Source organism: Pseudomonas sp. V88_4 (genome assembly GCF_029967985.1).
In the GTDB taxonomy this organism is placed as follows: domain Bacteria; phylum Pseudomonadota; class Gammaproteobacteria; order Pseudomonadales; family Pseudomonadaceae; genus Aquipseudomonas; species Aquipseudomonas glycinae.
Genome location: NZ_JASCAF010000002.1, coordinates 204,640 through 228,290, shown reverse-complemented (window position 1 = coordinate 228,290; position 23,651 = coordinate 204,640). Strand labels below are relative to the sequence as shown.

15 protein-coding genes are annotated in these 23,651 nt (G+C 61.0%); 6 read left to right on the top strand and 9 right to left on the bottom strand.

Annotated features, from left to right (window positions below; genetic code table 11):
• Window positions 1-29 precede the first annotated feature (29 nt).
• Window positions 30-827 carry an endonuclease/exonuclease/phosphatase family protein gene (locus QLG12_RS03675; protein WP_197868222.1) on the top strand — a complete coding sequence of 266 codons (798 nt, stop codon included), beginning with the start codon at window positions 30-32 and terminating at the stop codon, window positions 825-827.
• Between the two features lie 390 nt (window positions 828-1,217).
• On the top strand, window positions 1,218-2,288 hold the full coding sequence (locus tag QLG12_RS03670) for an autotransporter outer membrane beta-barrel domain-containing protein (RefSeq protein ID WP_282473932.1): 1,071 nt from the start codon (window positions 1,218-1,220) through the stop codon (window positions 2,286-2,288).
• Window positions 2,289-2,346: 58 nt separating this feature from the next.
• Here the strand turns inward: QLG12_RS03670 and glgB are convergent, their stop codons facing one another.
• The 3 genes from glgB to QLG12_RS03655 all read right to left on the bottom strand — a co-directional run bounded on the left by glgB (window position 2,347) and on the right by QLG12_RS03655 (window position 10,007).
• Window positions 2,347-4,587 carry a 1,4-alpha-glucan branching protein GlgB gene (gene glgB, locus QLG12_RS03665; protein ID WP_282473931.1) on the bottom strand — a complete coding sequence of 747 codons (2,241 nt, stop codon included), beginning with the start codon at window positions 4,585-4,587 and terminating at the stop codon, window positions 2,347-2,349.
• A 2-nt stretch (window positions 4,588-4,589) separates the two neighbouring features.
• A complete protein-coding gene (gene treS / locus QLG12_RS03660; protein WP_197868225.1) occupies window positions 4,590-7,931 on the bottom strand; it encodes a maltose alpha-D-glucosyltransferase in 3,342 nt (1,113 codons plus the stop codon).
• 81 nt (window positions 7,932-8,012) lie between these two features.
• Window positions 8,013-10,007, bottom strand: a complete 1,995-nt coding sequence (locus QLG12_RS03655; RefSeq protein ID WP_282473930.1) for an alpha-1,4-glucan--maltose-1-phosphate maltosyltransferase — start codon at window positions 10,005-10,007, stop codon at window positions 8,013-8,015.
• 218 nt (window positions 10,008-10,225) lie between these two features.
• Between QLG12_RS03655 and QLG12_RS03650 the strand changes: the two genes are divergently transcribed.
• A complete protein-coding gene (locus QLG12_RS03650) occupies window positions 10,226-10,384 on the top strand; it encodes a hypothetical protein (protein WP_170928915.1) in 159 nt (52 codons plus the stop codon).
• Here the strand turns inward: QLG12_RS03650 and QLG12_RS03645 are convergent, their stop codons facing one another.
• Window positions 10,385-10,921 carry an MgtC/SapB family protein gene (locus QLG12_RS03645; protein WP_197868227.1) on the bottom strand — a complete coding sequence of 179 codons (537 nt, stop codon included), beginning with the start codon at window positions 10,919-10,921 and terminating at the stop codon, window positions 10,385-10,387.
• A 122-nt stretch (window positions 10,922-11,043) separates the two neighbouring features.
• Between QLG12_RS03645 and QLG12_RS03640 the strand changes: the two genes are divergently transcribed.
• The 3 genes from QLG12_RS03640 (at window position 11,044) to mapR (ending at window position 14,603) form a co-directional block, all read left to right on the top strand.
• Entirely contained in the window at window positions 11,044-11,292 is a 249-nt protein-coding gene (locus QLG12_RS03640) for a DUF3203 family protein (protein WP_011333950.1), read from the top strand.
• 195 nt (window positions 11,293-11,487) lie between these two features.
• A complete protein-coding gene (gene ccoG, locus QLG12_RS03635; protein WP_282473929.1) occupies window positions 11,488-12,918 on the top strand; it encodes a cytochrome c oxidase accessory protein CcoG in 1,431 nt (476 codons plus the stop codon).
• Window positions 12,919-13,193: 275 nt separating this feature from the next.
• Window positions 13,194-14,603, top strand: coding sequence for a GntR family transcriptional regulator MpaR (mapR, locus tag QLG12_RS03630; RefSeq protein WP_039772397.1), 1,410 nt, complete (start codon window positions 13,194-13,196; stop codon window positions 14,601-14,603).
• Between the two features lie 8 nt (window positions 14,604-14,611).
• Here mapR and QLG12_RS03625 read toward each other — a convergent pair whose 3' ends face one another.
• From QLG12_RS03625 to QLG12_RS03605, 5 genes are all read right to left on the bottom strand, one after another.
• Window positions 14,612-15,742 (bottom strand): kelch repeat-containing protein, encoded by a 1,131-nt coding sequence (locus QLG12_RS03625; RefSeq protein WP_282473928.1) that lies wholly within the window; start codon window positions 15,740-15,742, stop codon window positions 14,612-14,614.
• 155 nt (window positions 15,743-15,897) lie between these two features.
• A complete protein-coding gene (locus QLG12_RS03620; RefSeq protein WP_039772394.1) occupies window positions 15,898-16,644 on the bottom strand; it encodes an SDR family oxidoreductase in 747 nt (248 codons plus the stop codon).
• Window positions 16,645-16,729: 85 nt separating this feature from the next.
• Window positions 16,730-18,811, bottom strand: coding sequence for an EAL domain-containing protein (locus QLG12_RS03615; protein WP_236194962.1), 2,082 nt, complete (start codon window positions 18,809-18,811; stop codon window positions 16,730-16,732).
• Window positions 18,812-19,054: 243 nt separating this feature from the next.
• The gene (locus QLG12_RS03610) at window positions 19,055-20,524 is read right to left on the bottom strand and encodes an efflux transporter outer membrane subunit (RefSeq protein WP_236194963.1); all 1,470 of its coding nucleotides are present in this window, start codon (window positions 20,522-20,524) and stop codon (window positions 19,055-19,057) included.
• A complete protein-coding gene (locus QLG12_RS03605) occupies window positions 20,521-23,628 on the bottom strand; it encodes an efflux RND transporter permease subunit (RefSeq protein WP_282473927.1) in 3,108 nt (1,035 codons plus the stop codon). The genes QLG12_RS03610 and QLG12_RS03605 overlap by 4 nt, the downstream gene beginning before the upstream one ends.
• Between the last annotated feature and the right edge of the window lie 23 nt (window positions 23,629-23,651).

Here is a 23,651-nt window from a genome sequence, read left to right as displayed (position 1 = left end):
ACAGGCCGTCATGATTCAGAGGAGTGAACGTGTCCAGCAATCCCAAGCGTCATGCCGTCGACGCACAGACCTCCACGCCGTCCGACATCCATCGCCTGCGGGTGCTCACGGTCAACACGCACAAGGGTTTCACCGCGCTCAATCGACGTTTCATCCTTCCGGAGCTGCGTGAAGCGGTGCGCAGCACCTCGGCCGATCTGGTGTTTCTTCAGGAAGTGGTCGGCGAACACGAGCGACACTCCAGCCGCTACAACGAATGGCCGCAAACCTCGCAGTACGAATTCCTCGCCGACAGCATGTGGAGCGATTTTGCCTACGGCCGCAATGCGGTGTATCCCGATGGCCATCACGGCAACGCCCTGCTGTCGAAATACCCGATCCGCGAGTACCGCAACCTCGATGTTTCGATCACAGGTCCCGAACGGCGCGGGCTGTTGCACTGCGTCCTGGATGTGCCGGGGCATGCCGAAGTACATGCCATCTGCGTGCACCTGAGTCTGCTCGAAAGCCATCGGCAATTGCAGTTGCAGCTGCTCTGCCAGTTACTCGAATCCCTGCCCGAGGATGCCCCGGTGATCATCGCCGGCGACTTCAATGACTGGCAGTTGCAGGGCAACGTCGCCCTCGCCCGTCGCGACTACTTGCACGAAGCCTTCGAACGCCATCACGGCCGCCCCGCCAAGACTTACCCCGCACGCTTCCCTTTACTGCGCCTGGATCGGGTCTACCTGCGCAATGCCAGCAGCCACGACCCGCAGATCCTCGGCAGCAAACCGTGGACGCATCTGTCGGATCATTTGCCGCTGGCTGTCGAAGTGCATTTATAGCGCGATACTGAGAGCCGTCCTCACCCGCACAGCGATGCGAAACCGGTTGCCGAGCACGGTCTGGCAGACCGACTGTCGGTTACAAAACGTCTCTGCCTCGCGGCTTGCGCAGCGATTACGCCTACAAACAAGAACTTAGATAAATACGCAAAAACAGAAGCTTGCATCACCTGTTTTGACCCTACCGCTCATCGTTCAATTTCTTGACGCATAGGCTCGGGTCTTCTTAGCTCTACCTTACTACCCCCGGAAATACTACTCGGGGCGAGCCTCAGGTCACTCGCCAAAACGGGCGACCACAGGTTCGCCACGCTCCATTCGGTCGCCCCTCGTTCGGGGTAGGAGAGACGCCAAGGCGAGATACTGCATGCGCTAGCAAGGTAGACCTCCATGAAAACCTCACTCACCTCACAAGAGATCAGAGTTACCTTTTGCACCGTTTCAAGTTCTATCTTGCTGTGCTCGTCCATGGAGGCGCAGGCGGGTCCTGCGGAGGACGACACCACGTCCTGGTATCGCCAGGACATTCCAGTCATGACCCTCCCCGCCACGGTGGTGACGCCAGGGCCGCAACGTCTGGGTCCGCAGCCGGACCTGCGAGGCGCGGAGCTGATCACCGAAGACCTCGCCCCTTCGGCCTGGGAGCAGCTCTACGGAGAGACCTCCCGCCAGGCGCAAACCGATGCACTCGGCCAAGGCTTCGCCATGCCCGGCAATGGAGACTTCAAAGGCCCCGCCGTGCTGACCCTGAAAAGCAGCAGCGGCCACACCCAGCAGCTCGGCCTGATCGGCGGGGTCAATCAGATCAAGGCCAATGGCAGCGGACTGATCACCAGCCGCGCCCTCGCCGATCCGAACACCGACACCCTCAACCTGCAAGGCCAGAGCCTGGGCGCCTACTACAGCTTGAGTGGCCCACAAGGCTGGCACGTTGACTTGTCGGCCAGTGGCGGTCGGGTCAGCGGTTTCAGTCGTAACGAGCAAGGTGCACGCCTGGCCACTGAGGGCAACGCAATGACGCTGTCGGTGGAAGGTGGATTCCCGATCGGCCTGGGTGAAAACTGGGTGGTTGAACCGCAAGCGCAATTGATCAACCAGCGCATCACTCTGGATACGCCGTACGCAGGCTCGGGCAACGCCTCTTCCAGTGACATCACATCGTGGAGCGGCCGGGTCGGTGCGCGCTTGAAAGGCAGCTACGATCTGAACGGGTTGCCCGTTGAGCCCTACGTGCGCACGAACCTGTGGCACACGGTGTACACCGGCGACACGGTGACGCTGGATCAGGTGGACAAGATCAGCAGCAGCCGCAAGTCCTCGACGGTGGAAGTCGGACTGGGACTGGTGGCCAGAATGACGCCGACAGTGAGCCTGTACGTCAGCGCCGACTACAGCAGTGATGTGGACGACAACGACTTGAACGGGTTGATTGGCAGCTTGGGGGTCCGGATGCGGTGGTGACTTCTTCTGCATGATCGTTCCCACTCTGCGTGGGAACGATCTACGTGGGGGCGATCGGTTACGCGTTCGCACCCTCGGGTTTGAGGATCAACACCGCCAGCGGCGGCAGATTCAGTTCCAGCGACAGCGCCTGCCCATGGCTCGCGACCTCTTCGGTGAACGCCCCGCCCCCGTTGCCGTAGTTGGAACCGGCGTAGGTGTCGGCGTCACTGTTGAGCAACTCCTTCCAGCGCCCGGCAAACGGCACACCGACGCGATACGACTGACGCGGCACCGGGGTGAAGTTGGCCACCACCAGCACTGGCGTGCCGTCCTTGCTCCAGCGCAGCCACGCATAGACGCTGTTGATCGCATCATCGCCGATCAACCACTGAAAGCCTTGCGGTGCATCGTCCTGCTCGTGCAGCGCCGGCTCTTCGCGGTATAACCGATTGAGGTCGCTGACCAGTTTCTGCACACCTTTGTGTTCCGAATACTGCAGCAAATACCAGTCCAGCTGCTGGTCATGATTCCACTCGCGCCACTGGCCGAACTCGCAACCCATGAACAACAGTTTCTTGCCCGGATGGGTCCACATGAAACTCAGGTATGCGCGCAGGTTGGCGAACTTCTGCCAGCGATCGCCGGGCATCTTGTCGATCAGCGAATGCTTGCCGTGCACCACTTCGTCGTGGGAAATCGGCAGGATGAACCGCTCGGACCAGGCGTAGACCAGTCCGAAACTCAACTCATTGTGGTGATGGGCGCGGTACACCGGATCCTGCTGAATGTAATGCAGTGAATCGTGCATCCAGCCCATGTTCCATTTATAGGCAAACCCGAGACCGCCCTGTTGGGTGCTCTGGCTGACGCCCGGCCACGCCGTGGACTCTTCGGCGATCACCAGCGCGCCCGGCGCTTCCAGTGCTACCACGTCGTTCAAGTGCCGCAGGAAATCGATGGCTTCCAGGTTCTCGCGACCGCCATGACGGTTCGGCACCCACTCGCCGGCCTTGCGCGAATAATCACGATAGAGCATCGACGCCACAGCATCGACCCGCAGCCCGTCGATATGGAAATGCTTGAGCCAGTGCAACGCCGACGCCAGCATGTAGCCGTGCACTTCGGTGCGGCCCAGGTTGTAGATCAGCGTGTCCCAATCCTGGTGGAAGCCTTCCAGTGGATTACCGTATTCGTAGAGCGCGGTGCCGTCGAATTGCGCAAGGCCATGGGTATCGGTCGGGAAATGCGCCGGCACCCAGTCGAGAATCACACCGATGCCCGCCTGGTGGCAGGCATTGACGAACTCGCCGAACTGCTCGGGCGTGCCGTATCGCGCACTCGGAGCGAACTGCGACAGCAACTGATAGCCCCATGAACCGCCGAACGGGTGCTCCATGATCGGCATCAGTTCGATATGTGTGAAGCCCAGTTCCTTCACATAAGGAATCAGCCGCTCGGCCAGTTCCGGCCACGTGTACTGGCGCGCCACTTCGCCCAGATCGTCGAGTTCGCATTGCCAGGAACCGGCGTGCAACTCATAGATCGACAGCGGCGCATTGTGCTGCTGATGTTCGCGGCGGCCGCTCATCCAGTCGTGATCTTGCCAGTCGATCTGCAACGGTGCGGCGACTTTTGACGCAGTGTCCGGCGGCAGACTGGTGGCCAGAGCCATCGGGTCGGCCTTCAGCGGCAGAATGCCGTGGGCGCCGAGGATTTCGTACTTGTACAGTTCCCCTGCTTGCAGGCGCGGAATGAACAATTCCCACACGCCAGACGGATGCCGCAGGCGCATCGGATGCCGCCGACCATCCCACACGTTGAAATCGCCGACCACCGACACCCGACGGGCATTCGGCGCCCACACCGCGAAGCGCACGCCATCAACGCCATCGACGGTTTTCAACTGCGCACCGAGGCAACTGCTGAGGTCGCGGTGATTGCCTTCGGCAAACAGATACAGGTCCATTTCACCGAGCAACTGGCCGAAGCTGTAAGGATCTTCCGCGACCTGCTCGCCACCGGCCCAGCGAGTACGCAGCAGATACGACCGCGCGTGCTCGAAATGGCCGACAAACAGCCCCGGCGTTTCGGTGGCGTCCAACGGACCGAGCTCTTCACCACTGTTCTTGTCCAGCACCGAAACACTCAACGCACCGGGCAGATACGCCCGGATAAATTGCCCGCCGGCGCCATCGCCGTGAGGGCCGAGAATGGAGAACGGGTCGTGGTGCTCCGCACGCACCAAGGCATCAATGTCTTTTGCAGTGGGCAGCAATCTTTCTTTAGCGCGACCCTGTTCCTTGTTCGAGAAACTCATGACTACTCTCCACCAAGATCGGAAAAGGGTTTTAGCCCCGCCAATAACCCGTACAGACCGTGCAGCGGCACGGGCAGCCAGGTGGGGCGATTTTCGGCTTCATAGGCCACTTCGTAGGCCGCTTTCTCCAGACCGAACAACGCCAGAGCGGCGTCGGCACCTTCAGGATCCTGCCAGGCATGATCAAGACTAGCTGCCGCTTCGCGATATGCCTGGAGAAACGCGTCCCGTGCTTCACGCAAGTACCGCTCCGTGACCCGGCGACGCGCGGCTTCAGTCTCGGGACTGTTGTCGACGTTGTGCACGTTCAGGGCCATGGCCGCGGCATAGTCGAAGGAACGCAGCACCCCGCTGACGTCCTTGTACGGGCTGTGCTTGCCTCGGCGCTCGCTCAATGGCCGCGCCGGTTCACCTTCAAAGTCGATCAAGTAAGCATCACCCTTGATCACCAGCACTTGTCCCAAATGCAGATCGCCGTGGACACGAATCCGCAAGCCGCCAGCCGATCGTTTTGCCAGTTCCTGCACATGGGCCAGGATGGTTTTCTTGTGCTCGAGCAGCCGAGCCACCAGCTTCTGATCCGCCGTATCGAGTTCGCCCTGATGCTGTTTGAGCAGTTTCAGCGCATGCTCGACCTGCGCCGCGACATCCCTACCCGTCGCCTGCGCATCCTTGGCCGAACTGACTTGCGGCGCGAAGTCCCGGTTGTCGCTCGGCGCTGCCAGCACCTGATGCATTTCCCCCAGACGCTGGCCGAGCATCCCGGCGAAATCCTTCAGCTCACCCAAAGCGTTGTAATGCTGTGCCTGCTCGGACACGGCGTCGGCCAGCTCGTCGCGCAGCGCCCGTTCAAGGTTATTCTGCGTCCATTCCCAGGCATCGCCCTGATTGCTCAGATAGCCCTGCGCAATCATCAGCAGGTTGTCCTCGCCCGTCCCGTCGCGGCGAATCACCGAGCCCAGCAGCGGAGAGATATTGGCAAATCCGGCAGCGGTCAGGTAAGCGCTCATCTCCAGTTCCGGGTGTACGCCGGACGCGACTTTTCGGATCAGCTTAAGTACCAGACTGTTGCCGATCACCACTGAACTGTTGGATTGCTCGGCAGACAGGTAGCGCACTTCGGATTCAGCACCCAGGCCGAGTTTTTCCAGATGCGGCGTTGCCTCGAAACGGATCTCGCCGTCACTGGATTCCAGTACCGTGCCGCCCTGCATGCCTTGCAGCACCGCGCGAATAAACGCTTCAAGACTGAAGGCATCGGTGATCAACCCGACCTGACGCACCCGGCGTACCCGCGCCAAAGCCAGTTGCTGCGGCAATGCCGGCCCGACCTGATCTTCCGAAATAAAGCCGAATGGCAATTGATAACGACTGGTCTGCCCGCCGCTCTGCACTTCGATTTCGCTGAGCAACACCGGATGCTGTGCGTCGCCGAAGCGCACGCCGTAGGCCAGTTTCACTTGATCGATGGCGGCGTCCTTGCCGGCGAACCAGCGGCGGTTCTGCAGCCAGCTCGGCAGAATCGCCTGCTCGAGGGTGGCCCGGGACGGCGCTTCAAGCAGCTCTTCCATGCGTTTTTTCAGTACCAGCGTGGTGAAGTCCGGCAGGCTTTGCGCCGGTTCGACGTGCCAGCTCGGCATCTGGTTTTCCGCCGCCAGGCCGAACCAGTAGAAACCGTAAGGCGGCAGGGTCAGCAGGAAACTCAACTGGCCGATGGGCGGGAAGGCGTTACCGCCGAGCATCTCCACCGGCACCATGCCGACGTAGGCCGACAGGTCGAGCTCCACTGCCTGAGCACTGCGCGACACGTTGGCCACGCACAGAATGATTTCGTGCTTGCCGTCCGGCCCGGTGTACTCACGGGTATAGGCCAGCACCCGGCGGTTGGCCGGCGAAAGCATTTTCAGCGTGCCGCGACCGAATGCCTTGGATTGCTTGCGTACGGCCAGCAGGCGGCGAGTCCAGTTCAGCAGCGAATGCGGGTCACCGGCCTGGGTTTCGACATTGACCGATTGATACCCGTATTGCGGGTCCATGATCGGCGGCAGTACCAGACTGGCCGGATCGGCGCGGGAGAAACCGCCGTTGCGGTCGATCGACCATTGCATCGGCGTGCGTACACCGTCGCGGTCGCCGAGGTAGATGTTGTCGCCCATGCCGATTTCATCGCCGTAATACAGGGTCGGCGTGCCGGGCATCGACAACAGCAGACTGTTCAGCAGCTCGATGCGGCGGCGGTCACGCTCCATCAACGGCGCCAGACGGCGGCGGATGCCGAGGTTGATCCGCGCACGACGGTCAGCGGCGTAGTAGTTCCACAGGTAGTCGCGCTCCTTGTCGGTCACCATCTCCAGCGTCAGCTCATCGTGGTTGCGCAGGAAAATCGCCCATTGGCAGTTGGCCGGGATCTCCGGGGTCTGGCGCAGGATGTCGGTGATCGGGAAGCGATCTTCCTGGGCCAGCGCCATGTACATCCGGGGCATCAGCGGGAAGTGAAACGCCATGTGGCATTCATCGCCATTCACGCCTTCGGCATCGGTGTCGCCGAAGTACAACTGGGTGTCTTCCGGCCACTGATTGGCCTCGGCAAGCAGCATACGATCCGGATAGTTGGCGTCGATCTCGGCACGGATCTGCTTGAGGACGTCGTGGGTTTCCGGAAGGTTTTCATTATTGGTGCCGTCGCGCTCGATCAAGTACGGAATCGCATCCAGGCGCAGGCCGTCGATGCCCATGTCCAGCCAATAGCGCATCACCGACAGCACGGCTTTCATGACTTGCGGGTTATCGAAGTTGAGATCCGGCTGGTGCGAATAGAAGCGGTGCCAGAAGTACTGACCCGCCACCGGATCCCAGGTCCAGTTGGACTTTTCGGTGTCGAGAAAAATGATCCGTGTGCCGTCGTATTTCTGGTCGTCATCCGACCACACATAGAAGTCCCGCGCGGCCGAACCGGGCTTGGCCTTGCGCGCACGCTGGAACCACGGGTGCTGATCGGACGTGTGGTTGATGACCAGCTCGGTGATGACCCTCAACCCGCGTTTATGCGCCTCGGCAATGAAACGCCTGGCGTCGGCCATCGTTCCGTAATCGCTGTGCACGCCACGGTACTCGGCGATGTCGTAACCGTCGTCGCGACGGGGCGAGGGGTAGAACGGCAACAGCCAGATGGTGTTGACGCCAAGATCGGCAATGTAATCGAGTTTGGCGATCAGACCGGGAAAGTCGCCGATCCCGTCGTTATTCGAATCGAAAAAGGATTTGACGTGAACTTGATAGATGACCGCGTCCTTGTACCAGAGCGGGTCCTTGATGAATGTGGCTGCCTTGGGTTTCTTCGCCATGTGAAACTCCTGTTGAATTCTATAGACACGGTGAGCCGATCACTTGGCTCGCAAACGATGAGCAACCTGTGGGATCTGTGTTCAGGCGGTGATCCGCCAGATTCCGAACGGCTGATACGACGGGTCGATCCGCATGAACTGGTACTTGCCGTGCCAGTCCCAGCGATGGCCGTTCATCAGGTCTTCGCCGTGGGTGGTGGCATCGTCCGGCAGGCCCATTTCCCACAGCGGGAGCTCGAAATTCGCCTCCTGAACGTTATGCGGATCGAGGCTGACGGCGACCAGAATGAAGTTGCTGCCGTCCGCGCTGCGCTTGCCGAAATACAGAATGTTGTCGTTCCAGGCGTTGTAGATCTTCAGGCCCAGATGACTGTGCAGCGCCGGATTCTGCCGGCGGATGCGGTTGAGCTGGGCGATCTCGGCAATGATGTTGCCGGGCTGGTTGAAGTCGCGGACGCGGATCTCGTACTTCTCGGAATCGAGGTATTCCTCCTTGCCCGGCACCGGCGCCGATTCGCACAGTTCGAACCCCGAATACATGCCCCACAGCCCCGAGCCCATGGTTGCCAGTGCCGCGCGGATGAGAAATCCGGGACGTCCCGATTCATGCAGGAATGCCGGGTTGATGTCCGGGGTGTTGACGAAGAAATTCGGCCGGTAGCACTCGCGCCACGGCGATTCATTGAGTTCGCTGAAATAGGTCGCCAGTTCGGCCTTGGTGTTGCGCCAGGTGAAATAGGTGTAGCTCTGGGTGTACCCGACCTTGCCCAGCCGCGCCATCATCGCCGGGGTGGTGAAGGCTTCGGCGAGGAAAATCACTTCCGGGTACAACGTACGTACGTCGGCAATCAGCCATTGCCAGAACGGCAGCGGTTTGGTGTGCGGGTTATCGACGCGAAAGATCTTCACGCCCTCCTGCACCCAGCCGACCACGATGTCGCGCAACTCGACCCACAGGCTCGGAATCGCTTCCGGCGCATAGAAGTCGACGTTGACGATGTCCTGGTATTTCTTCGGCGGGTTCTCCGCGTATTTGATGGTGCCGTCCGGCCGCCAGTTGAACCAGCCCGGATGCTCCTTGAGCCACGGGTGATCCTGGGAGCACTGGATGGCGAAGTCGAGGGCGATTTCCAGACCGTGGTCTGCGGCAGCAGCTACCAGCCGACGGAAGTCTTCACGGGTGCCCAGCTGCGAGTGAATCGCCTCGTGGCCGCCCTCCTCGCTGCCGATCGCATACGGGCTACCGGGATCGTCCGGGCCGGCGGTCAGGGAATTGTTGCGGCCCTTGCGATGGCTGCGGCCAATCGGGTGGATCGGCGTGAAGTACAACACGTCGAAGCCCATGTCCTGAATCATCGGCAGGCGCGCGTGCACGTCATTGAAGGTGCCGTGGCGGGCGGGATCGTCGGTGATCGAGCGGGGAAACAATTCATACCAACTGGCGAATTCCGCCAGTTCGCGCTCGACGTCCACCGGGAATTCCGCACTGATGCTCAGGTAGGCGCGGTGATCGGCCTCGGCCATCAGTTGCGCACTGCGCGAGTGCAGGAACAACGCAACCTGCTCGGTTTCGAGCAGGCCGGACAATTCGTGGTGCAAGGCGGCCAGTTGTTCGCTCAGCTGACCTTCGCTGCGCTCGGCAGCCTGCTGCACCATGGTGCGTCCTTCTTGCAGCTCGAGGCTGACCGGAACGGCGGCGGAGTGTTTCTTCTCCAGTTCGTATTGAAAACTGGCGAACTGGTCGATCCAGGCTTCGATCAGATACAGATATCGACCCACGCGCTGTGGCTGGAAAACGCCTTTCCAGCCGTTATTGCCCTGATCGGACATGACCTCGGTTTGCCAGGTTTCATCGCCCTCTTCGCGCCAGCGGATGCGCACCGCCAGTTTGTCGTGACCGTCAGCGAACACCTTGCTGGTGACCACGATCTCCCGGCCTGCGATTGCCTTGACGGCAAACTGTCCGCCGTCGAGGGTCGGCATGGTGTTTTCAATGACGATGCGCGGCAACAGCAAGGCTTGCGACAGCGGTATGTGCGGGTTGTAGCTCTGTTCGGAAGGTTTTTCAGCAGTCATTGAGCATCTCTCCTTAACGCCCCAAGGACGCTCGTTTGCCTGTTTGGCGGTCACGGCCGGGCCTGCGCCCGATGATGAACTCTCTCAGGTTCCGAGCGATTGACGCCGGGAAAAGTTCACAGGGATTTGCCCCGCCACAAAATCGGATCGATTTCGCAGTGAAGTGGTCAATCCACTTAAGCACTTCCCACGCCAAGTGCCACACGGAGGCTCACCCGATGACTATCCCGATTCCAGCCGAAACACCCGATCCGAACATCGACAAACCGACCCTGCCCGAGACCGAGCCGCAACCGATTCCCGAACAGGAACCGCCTGGTTCCACGCCCCCGCCCAAGGAAGAACCGCCGACGACCATGCCGCCGGTAATCGTCTGATCAGCGCGGGTCGTTGTGGTCTTTCTCGATGCGGTCTTTTTCGATGTGATCCTTATCGAAGACTCTGACGATCCGCGGCATGACACTGAAGATCCCCAGAGCGAGCAACGTACTGAGCAGCGCCGTCGCCTCGCGGCCCAACCCGGCCGCGACGCCGATGGCGGCGGTCATCCACAGTCCGGCGGCGGTGGTCAGGCCCTTGACGTGGCCTTCGTCACCTTCGTGGTTCTTGAGGATGGTGCCGGCGCCGAGAAAGCCGATCCCGGCAATCACCCCCTGCACTACCCGGCTCATCGCATCGGCCTGGGAACCGGACAATTGCGGCACCAGCACAAACAGCGCCGCGCCGAGTGCCACCAGCATGTGCGTTCGCACCCCGGCGGCCTTGCCCTTGTGTTCACGTTCAAAACCGAGAATCCCGCCCAATATCGCCGCCATCAGCAGGCGCACGGTGATCCGGGTCAGCTGCGAGGCGTCGCCGATGTCGGCGAATTCCGCTTGCAGGGTTTCCCACACTTCATGCCACCAGGCGTTCATCGGCCAGTCCTTGTAATGAGTCGATAAAGGATGGACAGCACCGACCATTAATCGGTTGCGTAGAACGATCGGCGCAGCGCAAGCCCTAAAGGTTCAGAACCCCTGTGAAAAAGGACTACCCCATGCCCCTTCGTATCGATGAAAGCAATCCGGACTCGAAAGTCTGTTTTTTCACCGTGGAAAATGGTGAGGAGATTCGTATCTGCGACACGCTGGAAGTCAGGACAGATAGCGAAAAAGCCATGTCGTTCGTCGAAGTGGAAGGACGGCGCATCTACGTTACCGAAGCCGAAGCGGATGCATTGACCGTCGCAGGTGCCAGGGATGGACGCAAACACCTGAAGGCCGACGACAGTGATTCGGTGATTTGACTGACCCCGGTCAAGAACCGGCGCAGGCGTCTGGGATAGGCATCTGCGCCTTGGCCTGCAGGCTGCTTCAAGTTGTCGCAGACGTGGGTGCAAATGACATCTGATACGCTTTTTATTGAAATACCTGAGTCTGTTATGCAAACAGATCGACGCTCATAGTTCATCGGCCTGATGGAGGCTGATGAGCGAACGACCATGAGCGAACGAATCCCCGTCCGAACCGTAGAAGCATCTCCCCGGATAAAAAAAGTACCGGCGCGCCCAATGAAGGCGAAACACGCCACCAGCGACAACCAGATCTTCACCCGCAGCTTCACCGGCCTGTTCCGCACCTTGCGCATGAGCGGTGCGGGGTTTCTGTTCCTGTTGTTTTTCGGCACGGTTTGGCTGAACTGGGGCGGTCGTCAGGCGGTGCTCTGGGACCTTTCCGAAAGCAAGTTCCACATCTTTGGCGCGACCTTCTGGCCGCAGGATTTCATTCTGCTGTCGGCGCTGCTGATCATCGCCGCGTTCGGCCTGTTCGCCATTACTGTGTTCGCCGGCCGGGTCTGGTGTGGCTACACCTGCCCACAGAGTTCGTGGACGTGGATCTTCATGTGGTGCGAGAAGATCACCGAAGGCGAGCGCAACCAGCGCATCAAGCTGCAAGCGGCGCCCTGGAGCCTTAACAAACTGGCACGGCGTGCGGCCAAGCACACGCTGTGGCTGGCGATCAGCGTGCTGACCGGTCTGACCTTTGTCGGCTATTTCACCCCGATCCGGCCGCTGGCCGAAGAACTGCTGACCTTGCAGATCGGTGGCGTCAGTCTGTTCTGGGTGCTGTTTCTCACCGCCGCCACCTACATCAATGCCGGTTGGCTGCGCGAAGCGGTGTGCATGCACATGTGCCCGTATGCGCGGTTCCAGAGCGTGATGTTCGACAAGGACACCCTGACCATTTCCTACGACGCCGCCCGTGGCGAAAACCGTGGCCCGCGCAAACGCGAGGTGAAACCGGCCGAAGCCGGCCTCGGCGATTGCATCGACTGCCAGTTGTGCGTGCAGGTCTGCCCGACCGGCATCGACATCCGCGACGGCCTGCAAATGGAATGCATCGGCTGCGCGGCGTGCATCGACGCCTGCGATTCGATCATGGACAAGATAAATTACGCCCGCGGCCTGATCCGCTACACCTCCGAGCGTGAATTGCAGGGTGGCAAGACGCATTTGCTGCGCCCGAGATTGATCGGCTACGTCGCGGTACTGGTGGTCATGATCGGCGCCCTCGCTCTCGCGTTGGTCGAACGGCCGATGGTGTCACTGGACGTGACCAAGGACCGTGGCCTGTTCCGTGAAAACGGTCAGGGCCAGATCGAAAACATCTACACCCTCAAGGTCATCAACAAGACCCAGCAGCGACAGGACTACAACCTGAGCCTGATGGACGGCGACGGCTTCCAGCTGCAAGGCAAGACCGAGCTGAGCCTGGCGCCGGGCGAGATCGTCGATGTGCCGGTGTCGGTGGCGATGACCACAGAGCGTCCGGCCAGCAGCTCGCAGACCTTGAGCTTCAAGATTGCCGACAGTGATGAGCCAGAGATCTATAGCGTGGCGAAGAGCCGGTTTGTTGCGCCGATGAATCGCTGATCCCTTAGAATCGCCCCCTCACCCCAGCCCTCCCGAAACGTCGGACCGCCCAGAGGGAGAGGGAGCCGACCGAGGTATCTGGCGCTATACGTCGGCCTGAAATACCGCGTCGATTATGGATTCACTGCAGCATGTTCATGTCGGCGTAACTTTTAAGCAATCCACGATCAGTCCCCTCTCCCTCCGGGCGGTCCGACGTTTCGGGAGGGCCAGGGTGAGGGCTGATGCCACTGACCCACCACAAAAACACCAAACACCACGTACCAAGGCCCCCGATGAAACGCTACGAAAAATTCGCCGACGACATCGCTGAACTAATCCGCTCCGGCGTCCTCGGCCCCGGTCAGCGGGTGCCGTCGGTGCGCTACGCAAGCCAAACCTACGGCGTCAGCCCGTCCACGGTGTTCCAGGCTTACTACCTGCTGGAACGTCGCGGCCTGATCCGTGCCCGGCCGCGCTCCGGCTACTTCGTCAACACCCACGCCCCGAGCCCGTTCTCGGAGCCGGTGATCAGCAGCCAGGTCAACGAGTCCACCAAGGTCGACGTCAGCGAACTGGTGTTCTCGGTGCTCGAGTCGATCAAAGACCCAAGCACCGTGCCGTTCGGCTCGGCATTCCCCAGCCCGACCCTGTTTCCGCTGCAACGCCTGTCCCGCTCGCTGGCCAGCGCCGCGCGGGAAATGGACCCGCGCATGGTGGTCACCGACATGTCGCCGGGCAACCCGCAGCTGCGCCGGCAGATCGCGCTGCGCTACATGGTCGGCGGCCTGATGCTGCCGATGGAAGAACTGCTGATCACCAACGGCGCCCTCGAAGCGCTGAACCTGTGCCTGCAAGCGGTCACCGAACCCGGCGATCTGGTGGCCATCGAAGCCCCGGCGTTCTACGCCAGCCTGCAAGTGCTCGAACGCCTGAAACTCAAAGCCGTGGAAATCCCCGTGCACCCGCGCGACGGTATCGACCTCGGCGTGCTCGCCCAAACGCTTGAGCGGCACCCGATCAAGGCCTGCTGGTGCATGACCAGTTTCCAGAACCCGATGGGCGCGACCATGCCCGAGGCCAAGAAACAGGAACTGGTGGAACTGCTGAAACAGCATCAGGTGCCGCTGATCGAAGACGACGTCTACGCCGAACTCTATTACGGCCAGCAGGCGCCAAAACCGGCCAAGGCTTTCGACACTGAAGGTCTGGTGATGCACTGCGGCTCGTTCGCCAAGAGCCTCGCCCCCGGCTACCGCATCGGCTGGGTCGCCGCCGGCCGTTACGCACAAAAGATCGAACGCCTGAAACTGATGACCTCACTCTGTGCCTCGATGCCGGCCCAAGCGGCCATCGCCGACTATTTGCAACACGGCGGCTACGACCGTCACCTGCGCAAACTGCGCTACGCCCTCGAAGAACAGCAAAGCGCGATGCTCGCGGCCATCGCCCGTTATTTCCCGGCGCAGACGCGCGTGAGCCAACCGGCCGGCGGCTACTTCCTGTGGCTGGAACTGCCACCACAGATGGACTCGTTGAAGTTGTTTCAGATGGCGTTGGCGCAGGGGATCAGCATCGCGCCGGGTCCGATTTTTTCGCCGACCCAGCGCTTCAGGAATTGCATCCGGTTGAACTACGGCAGCCCGTGGACCGAGGATGCCGAAAAGGCCATGGAGACCTTGGGGCGGATTGTCCGATCATTCTGAACAGTCACTCAACTGAACAGTTCAGCGCTACCTGTATATCCCGGGTCGGGTGTCGGGATCTGTCCTCCTGCAATCAGCACTGCGCCGGATTTGAGCAGAGTAGCGCTGTGCGAATGCCGCCCGTCGCTCAAGTCACCGACCGGGACCCACTCATTGGAGGCGGGGTTGTAGATTTCGGCGGACCGCGCATCTCCTATGTCAAAAACCCCGGTACTTCCCGCCACAAGCACCTCACCACTGTTCAGTATGGTAGCCGTATGCCGACTGCGAGCAACCGTCAGCGCAGTCGTCGGCTGCCAGGTACCGTCGTTCGGACAATAAAGTACGCCACTGTTCAAGGGTAAACCGAAAGGTGCGTCAGCTCCTCCGGCCAGCAAGACACTTCCATCCTCCAACAGCGTCGCTGTTTGCAGCATGCGGGGCGTCGGCATCGGCTCGATTTCTCTCCACAGGCGGCGCTGGGGGTCGAAAATACAGGCGCTGCGCAATGCGGCGTTGTCGGTTGCCGAGTAGCCACCAGCAACCAGAAGCTCGCCTGTATCGAGCAATGTCGCGGTGTGATTCATTCGTGCGACAGGCAGACTGGGCATATCAGCCCATTGGCCGGTTGCCGGGTCAAACCTCTCGACACTGTCAAGCACCTCACCGCCACTCGGCTGCAGATTGTTCCCACCCACCACCAACACTTCGCCGGAAGGCAATAACGTGGCGGTATGTGCAAAGCGCGGAATCTTCAGGTCAGCGGATGCAAACCATCGATTGCTCGGGACGTCGTATAACTCGCTGCTTCGCAGCGTTGTTCCATCGCTGCCACCTGTGACCATGACCAGGCCGGAACGAAGAAGGAGCGCAGTGTGAGACCAACGTGCGCCGTGAAGTGGTGCGGCCGATGACCATTTTTGCTGGTTCGGGTCATAGCGCTCAACGCTTGATGCGTACGCTTGCTGATCAAGGCTCATCCCGCCAGGAAGCAACGCCTCAACACGTACAGACTGAGGGGCCATTGCAGTTGCCGCGTCCGCGTTAAGGCCACCGACCACCAGCACATCGCCGTTCGCAAGCAAGGTCGCCGTATGAAATGCACGTGGCGCCATCATCGGCGATGTCGGTTTGAAGGTCCCGCTTTTGATTGTTTGCATCACGCTGCCCCGCTTCGCCAGATACGGACAGCGCGATACAGGAATTGAGTCGCCTAAGTCCGCCGCGCCTAATCTAGGCGCGGCGGCAAGCCGCGTAAACTGTCAGAACCAACAGCTTGACAACGATAAAAACAGGTGGTTTCACGTGGTCCGGTCTAACGCCCGCCGCCGAGATCGACGAAAGTGCCGGTGGCATACGAGGCCTTGTCCGACAGCAACCAGACAATTGCCTCCGCCACCTCATCCGGCCGTCCGCCCCGGGCCATCGGGATCGCCGACTCCAGCTTGCTGACCCGATCCGGATCGCCGCTCAAGGCGTGGAAGTCGGTATAGATGTAACCCGGACGCACCGCGTTCACCCGAATCCCCTCGCCCGCCACCTCCTTTGAGAGACCGATAGTGAACGTATCCAGCGCGCCTTTTGAGGCCGCGTAATCGACGTATTCGTTAGGCGAACCCAACCGCGCGGCGACCGAAGAAACGTTGACGATGCTGCCGCCCTGCCCGCCATGTTTGGGCGACATGCGCAGGATCGCGTGCTTGGCGCAGAGGATCGGCGCCAGCACGTTGGTTTTCATGATTTTGAGGATGCGGAATTCGGACATTTCGTCGACCCGGGATTTTTGCCCCACGGTGCCGGCGTTGTTCACCAGGGCAGTGACCCGGCCCAGCTCTGTGTCGACCCGATGAAACAGCGCGATCACTTCGTCTTCGATACTGACGTCAGCACGGACGGCAATGGCCGTCGCGCCGCGTTCCCGAACCTGATCGAGCACATGGTGGGCGGCCTGTTCGTCCGTCTGGTAATTGATGCAGATCCGATAGCCTTGCTCGGCAGCCAACAGCGCGGTGGCGGCGCCAATTCCACGACCACCGCCGGTGATCACAATGACTTTATCCATGCTGGCCTTTCCCCCGATGCACACGTAACAGTCGGGGCAAGAATAACCGTCATTGCAGGGTTTTGCATGACCTGCGATTAGCGGCTCAGCTCACCGCCAATGGTTTGCCGCGCGCGACATCCTGCAGAAAGCGATCCGCCGGCATCGGGTGACCGAGCAGATAACCTTGCAGCGAATCGCAGCCCAGTTGCGTGAGGAAGTCCTGTTGCGAGTCGGTCTCGACGCCTTCGGCCACAATACGCAGTCCGAGCGCCTGACCCAGGGCGACGATTGCCGAAACGATCGCCGCATCGTCGCTGTCGTGCTCCAGATCGCGGACGAAACCGCGATCGATCTTCAGCTCGTTGGCCGGCAGGCGCTTGAGATACATCAGGCTGGAATAGCCCGTGCCGAAATCGTCGATGGACAGATCGACGCCCATGTCGGACAGCTCCTGCAACACCGTCATGCTCGCATCGGCGTCGCTCATGGCGGTGGTTTCGGTGATTTCCAGGGTCAGGCTGTTGGCCGGTAAATGATGGGTGGCCAGGGCCTTGGCCACGCTGCGCACCAGTCCGGCGTGGCAGAACTGCAACGCCGACAGGTTCACCGCGATCCGCCATTCGGTGTGGCCCAGTACATACCACTCGCGCATCTGCCGGCAGGCTTCGTTGAGCACCCACTCGCCAATCGGAATGATCAGACCGGTTTTCTCTGCCAGATCGATGAACGTGTCCGGCATCAGCATGCCGTGAACCGGATGCTCCCAGCGCAACAACGCTTCGGCACCGACCGGGTGACCGTCAGCGGCGTGGAATTTGGGTTGGTAATGCAGGCAAAACTCACTGTGCTCCAGTGCTGCACGCAGATCCTGCAACAACTGCAACTGCTTGCGCGCGTTGCTGTTCATCGAAACGTCGAAGAAGCTGTAACCGTTCTTGCCGCCGCCCTTGGCGTGGTACATCGCGGCGTCGGCGTTCATCAACAGTTCCTGGGCGCTCTCCCCGTTGCCGGGGTACAGGGCGATGCCGACGCTGGCAGAAATCTGCAGGTCATGTTCGGCGACCCGGAACGACTGTGCGATCAGCCCGACCTGACGTGCCGCCAGACCCAGTGCATCGTTGGGTTCGGCCAGGCGCACCAGCAGGACAAACTCGTCGCCGCCGATCCGCGCCAGCGTGTCGAGGCTGCGCAAATCTTCACGCAAGCGCACCGCCACTTCGCGCAGCAATTGGTCCCCCATGTGGTGACCGAAAGCGTCATTGACCGGTTTGAAGCCGTCCAGATCGATGAACATCAGCGCAAAGCAGCCGCCCTGCTCATTGACCTTTTTCATCGCCTGATTGATCCGGTCGTCCAGCAACATCCGGTTCGGCAGGCCGGTCAAGGGGTCGTGCAGGGCCAGTTGGGTGAGTTCACGGTTGGCCACGGTCAACGAATGGGCCAGATCAGCCGTGCGGGCTTCAAGACGCGCGTCGAGAATCGAGGTCAGCAGCGCAATGGCCAGCACCGCCAGCGTAGTGATCAGCACCAGATTGTCGAGGCCGTTGCCGTTAAGGCCACTGAGCGCCGCACCACAGAAACTGCCGTCGGGAAACCGCGCCGCCGCCATCCCGGTGTAGTGCATGCCGACAATCGCCACGCCCATGACAATCGCCGCACCTGCACGAAACAGCCGCACGTAAGGCGAATGCTGACGCAGGCGAAAGGCGATCCACAACGCTGCTGCCGAGGCGCCGACGGCGATCAACAGCGAGGCGCCAAACAGCGTCGGATCGTAGTCGATACCCGGCTGCATGCGCATCGCAGCCATGCCGGTGTAGTGCATGGCGCTGATGCCGGCGCCCATGATCAGCGCGCCAAAGGCCAGTTGCCAGGCCGGCAGTTTCGGCTGGCTGACCAGCCACAGGGCGAAGCCGCTGGACAGCACGGCGATCAGCAATGAAAGCGCGGTGATTGAAATGTCGTAACCGAGGCTGATCGGCAGCTTGAATGCCAGCATGCCAATGAAGTGCATCGACCAGACACCGATGCCCATGGCGAACGCCCCGCCGGCCGTCCACAAATGCACGGCGCGGCCCTTGGCAGTAGCAATGCGCCCGGTGAGATCGAGCGCGGTGTAGGAAGCGAGGATCGCCACACACAGCGAAATGAAAACCAGCGTGAAGGAATAGCTACCGATGAGCATGAGGATTCTCGTGACCACCCCGCCGTACTGCGTCCGTTCTCGGCGGGGCCAAATGCGGCGATTGTACTGATTGCGCGGAAGAACGCACTGACAAAGTAATCAAATGGCCATCAAGCCGATGAAACGCTTGTTTGATCGTCTGACGAGGCTCAATTTCGGTGTCTTGAGCAGATCGTCCGCCTCGCCGGCAGATCGTTCCCACGTCGAGGCATCGAACCGTCCGCGTGGGAACGATCTATCAGGCTAGCGGTTATCCGAGGTTTCCAGCTGTCCGTCCCAACCACCACCCAGCGCGGCAATCAGTTGCACGCTGGCAATCAAACGGCTCTGCAATACGTTCAGCACACTGCGCTCGTTGCTCAACGCAGTGGCCTGCACCGTCACCACGTCGAGATAAGCAATCACCCCGGCCTTGTACTGGTTTTCGGTCAGGCGCAACGAATCTCGTGCCGCTTCGAGGGCTTCCTGACGCACGGCCGCTTCATCCTCGTAAACCTTCAACTGCACCAGATAGTTTTCCACTTCGCGGAAACCATCGAGCACGGTCTGGCGGTATTTGGCCACGGTCTGGTCGTACACCGCTTCAGTGCGGTCGACTTCGGCCGAGCGGATGCCGCCATCGAACAGCGGCAGGGTCATTTTCGGCCCCACCGACCAGAAGCGGTTCGGCAGGCTGATCAGGTTCTGCGAGGTACTGCTGCTGTAGCCGCCGCTCAGGCTCAGGCTGAAATCCGGGTAGTACGCAGCCTTGGCCACGCCGATGTTGGCGTTGGCAGCGATCACCGAGCGCTCCGCCGAGGCAATGTCCGGACGGCGTTCGAGCAACTGCGACGGCAGGCTCAGCGGGATCTGCGGCAGCTTGGGAATGTCCTGAGTCTCGGCAATATTGAATTCGGCGGGCGGCTGGCCGGTCAGTACCGCGATGGCGTTTTCGAACTGCGCCCGTTGCCAGATCAGGTCCACCAGATCGCCCTGGGTGGTTTTCAGCTGGGTCTGCGCCTGCGCCACCGCATCACGCCCGGAAACCCCGGCGTTGTACTGGTTCATGGTCATCTTCAGCGAGCGCTCGTACGCGGCCACTGTCGATTCGAGCAGGCGTTTCTGCTGATCGATCACCCGCAATTGCAGGTAGTTTTGCACCAGCTCCGACTGCTGGCTCAGACGCATCGCCGCCAGATCGGCGAAGCTCGCCTGGGCACTGGCTTCATTGGCTTCCAGGCCCCGACGCAATTTGCCCCAGACATCCGCTTCCCAACTCACGCCCAGTTGCGCGTTGTACGTGTCACGAATGCCGCTGGAGGAACTGCTCAGACTCGAACTGCTGCTGCCGGTGCCCTGGCTGGAGCGGGTCTTGCCGGCACTCAAATCAACGCTCGGATAAAACGCCCCGCGTGCACTGCGTACCAACGCCTGGGCCTGACGGTACTGGGCCTCGGACTGGGCGACGGTCTGGTTGGAGCTGTTGAGCTTCTCGATCAGTTGGTTGAGCTGACGATCGCCATACAGCTCCCACCAGGCGCCGCGTGCCAAGGAATCGCTCGGATTGGCCTGACGCCAGCCTTCGGCTTCCTTGTACTGGGCGATTTCGGCGGTCTGCGGGCGCTGGTAGTCCGGGCCGACGGCGCAGGCACTGAGCATCGCCACGCACAGAGACAGGCTCAGCAGACGCGAGCCGCGGACACTGGCCAGTTGGATAAGCGAACGGTCATTCATAGCGGAGTTTCCAGAGCGGCATCAGTGCGCACGCCACGCCATTTGTTGAAACGATGGCGCAGCTTGTCGAGATAGAGGTAAACCACAGGCGTGGTGTAAAGGGTCAGCACCTGACTGAAAATCAGCCCGCCGATGATGGTCAGGCCCAGCGGCTGGCGCATTTCCGCGCCTTCGGCCCGGCCGAGCAATAACGGCAAGGCGCCGAGGATCGCCGCCAGCGTGGTCATCAGGATCGGTCGCAGGCGTTGCAGACAGGCGCTGCGGATCGATTCCAGCGGCGCCATGCCTTGATGGCGTTCCAGTTGCAGCGCCAGGTCGATCATCAGGATCGCGTTCTTCTTCACCACGCCGATCAACAGGAACAGCCCGAGCAGCGAGATCAGGCTGAACTCGCCGCCCAGCACATAGATCGACAGCAACGCGCCGACCCCGGCCGACGGCAGCGTCGACAGGATCGTAAGCGGGTGAATGTAGCTCTCATACAGCACGCCCAGCACCAGATACACCGCCAGCAGCGCACCGAGGATCATGAACGGCTGGCTCTTCTGGGTGGCGGCGAATGCATCGGCGGTGCCGGCCATTTTCACGATCACGTCTTCCGGCAGGCCAAGCCTGGCAATCGCCCGCTCGATGGCGGCACTGCCCTGCTCCACGGTCACGCCTTCGGCCATGTCGAAGGAAATGCTCTCGGAAGCAAACTGGCCTTCATGGCTGACCCGGTCGTCTTCCAGGCTGTTTTCATAATGAGCGAAGGTCGATAGCGGAATCCGCGCACCGTCGGCGGTGATCACCTGAACCTGCTTGAGCGTCACCGGATCCTGGGCGTATTTCGGATTGACCTCCATCACCACCTGATACTGGTTGAGGCTGTCGTAGATCGTGGAAATCTGCCGCTGGCTGTAGGCGTTGTTGAGCACCGCCGTGACCATTTCCATGTCCACGCCCAGGCGCTTGGCCTGATCGCGGTCGACAATCAATGTCACCTGCTGCGCGCCCGCGCCTTCGCGGGCGTCGATGGCCGTCAGCTCGGGCAAGGCCCTGAGCGCGGTGACCACTTTCGGATACCACTCGCGCAACTCACCCAGATCACCGCCTTGCAGGATGTAGCTGTACTGCGAAGTGGTCTGCTCGCGACCGCCGCCGAATTGCAGGTCCTGGTCGGCCATCAGCATCAACTGCGCACCGGCCACCTTGGGCATTTCCTTGCGCAGGCGCTCGATAACCTTCTGTGCCGAGATATTGCGCTCCTTGATCGGCTTCAGGCGTACCAGCATGAAGGCGTTGTTGGTGCCGTTGGTGCCACCAATGAACCCGGCCACACTCTCGACCGCGTCATCCTTGAGCACGGCGCGGCGGAACGTCTCCATTTTCGGCTGCATCACACTGAACGACAGGCCGTCGTCACCGCGCACGAAACCGATCAACTGGCCGGTGTCCTGTTGCGGCATGAAGGTCTTCGGCACCACCACATACAGGGCGACGTTCACTCCGACGGTGATGATCAGGCTGAGCAAGGTCAGGCGACGGTGGCGCAATACCCAGTCGAGGCTGGTGGCGTACTTGCCGACCATCCAGTCGTTGGTGCGGCGGCTCCAGCGTTGCAGGCGGTTTTCCTCACCCGGCTTATGGGGTTTGAGCCAGCGGGCGCAGAGCATCGGCGTCAGCGTCAGGGAAACCACCAGCGACACCACGATGGCAGCCGCCAGGGTGATGGAAAATTCGCGGAACAGGCTTTCGATGATCCCGCCCATGAACAGGATCGACAGAAACACCGCCACCAGCGAGACGTTCATCGACAGCAAGGTGAAACCGACTTCCTTGGCCCCGAGGTACGCGGCCTTCATCGGTTTGACGCCTTCGTCGATGTGCCGGGAAATGTTCTCCAGCACCACGATGGCGTCGTCCACCACCAGCCCGGTGGCGAGGATCAGCGCCATCAGCGACAGGTTGTTCAGCGAGAATCCGTAGAGGTACATCACCGCAAAAGTGCCGACCAGCGACACCGGCACCGCCAACGTCGGAATCAGGGACGCACGGAAATTACCGAGGAACAGGAACACCACCAGAATCACCAGGGCCACGGCAATCAGCAGGGTCATTTCCGCTTCGTGCAGGGTGGCCTTGATCACCGGCGAGCGATCCATCGCCAGGTTCAGTTTTACGCTGGCCGGCAACACCGCCTGCAACGCCGGCAACTGTGCCTTGATCTCGTTGACCGTCTCGATGATGTTGGCGCCGGCCTGGCGGTTGATCACCAGCAACACTGCCGCGTCATCGTTGAAAAAACCGCTGTTGTAGCGGTCTTCCACGCCGTCGCTGACCTTGGCCACGTCTTTCAGGCGCAGCGCCGCGCCACCGTTGTAGTGGATGATCAGCGATTCGTAATCCTTGGCCTTCTCCAACTGATCGTTGGCCTGGATCTGCCACAGGCGTTGGTCATCCTCGACCGAGCCTTTGGGCCGGCGCACGTTGGCTTCGGCGATGGTCTTGCGCACATCGTCCAGCGCCACACCGTACTGGTTCAGCGCCTGGGGTTCGAGTTCGATACGGACCGCGGGCAAGGAGCTGCCGCCGATCTGCACTTCACCGACGCCCTGCACCTGAGACAGGCTCTGGGACAGGATGGTCGAGGCCAGGTCATAGAGCTGGCCTTTTTCCAGCACGTCCGAGGTCAGCGACAGCACCATGATCGGAGCCTGCGACGGGTTGACCTTCTTGTAGGTCGGCATGCTGCGCATCCCGCTCGGCAGCAGGTTGCGCGAGGCGTTGATCGCCGCCTGCACTTCCCGCGCCGCGCCATTGATGTCGCGGTCGAGGTCAAATTGCAGGATGACCCGGGTCGAGCCCTGGCTGGAACGGCTGCTCATGGTGTTGACGCCGGCGATGGCGCCGAACGAGCGCTCCAGCGGCGTGGCCACGGTGGACGCCATGACCTCCGGACTGGCGCCGGGCAGGCTGGCCTGCACCACGATCACCGGGAAATCCATTTGCGGCAGCGGCGACACTGGCAGCAGGCCGAAGCTCACACCGCCCAGCAGCATGATCGCCAATGAAAGCAGCATGGTTGCCACGGGGCGTTTGATGAAAGGACCCGAAAGATTCATAGGTGGCAACCACTAGCGGCAAG

Coding starts and splice junctions, on each gene's coding strand:
- QLG12_RS03670 (WP_282473932.1), top strand. CDS start 1,218: ATGAAAACCTCACTCACCTCACAAGAGATCAGAGTTACCTTTTGCACC.
- glgB (WP_282473931.1), bottom strand. CDS start 4,587: ATGAGTTTCTCGAACAAGGAACAGGGTCGCGCTAAAGAAAGATTGCTG.
- treS (WP_197868225.1), bottom strand. CDS start 7,931: ATGGCGAAGAAACCCAAGGCAGCCACATTCATCAAGGACCCGCTCTGG.
- QLG12_RS03655 (WP_282473930.1), bottom strand. CDS start 10,007: ATGACTGCTGAAAAACCTTCCGAACAGAGCTACAACCCGCACATACCG.
- QLG12_RS03650 (WP_170928915.1), top strand. CDS start 10,226: ATGACTATCCCGATTCCAGCCGAAACACCCGATCCGAACATCGACAAA.
- QLG12_RS03645 (WP_197868227.1), bottom strand. CDS start 10,921: ATGAACGCCTGGTGGCATGAAGTGTGGGAAACCCTGCAAGCGGAATTC.
- QLG12_RS03640 (WP_011333950.1), top strand. CDS start 11,044: ATGCCCCTTCGTATCGATGAAAGCAATCCGGACTCGAAAGTCTGTTTT.
- ccoG (WP_282473929.1), top strand. CDS start 11,488: ATGAGCGAACGAATCCCCGTCCGAACCGTAGAAGCATCTCCCCGGATA.
- mapR (WP_039772397.1), top strand. CDS start 13,194: ATGAAACGCTACGAAAAATTCGCCGACGACATCGCTGAACTAATCCGC.
- QLG12_RS03625 (WP_282473928.1), bottom strand. CDS start 15,742: ATGCAAACAATCAAAAGCGGGACCTTCAAACCGACATCGCCGATGATG.
- QLG12_RS03620 (WP_039772394.1), bottom strand. CDS start 16,644: ATGGATAAAGTCATTGTGATCACCGGCGGTGGTCGTGGAATTGGCGCC.
- QLG12_RS03615 (WP_236194962.1), bottom strand. CDS start 18,811: ATGCTCATCGGTAGCTATTCCTTCACGCTGGTTTTCATTTCGCTGTGT.
- QLG12_RS03610 (WP_236194963.1), bottom strand. CDS start 20,524: ATGAATGACCGTTCGCTTATCCAACTGGCCAGTGTCCGCGGCTCGCGT.
- QLG12_RS03605 (WP_282473927.1), bottom strand. CDS start 23,628: ATGAATCTTTCGGGTCCTTTCATCAAACGCCCCGTGGCAACCATGCTG.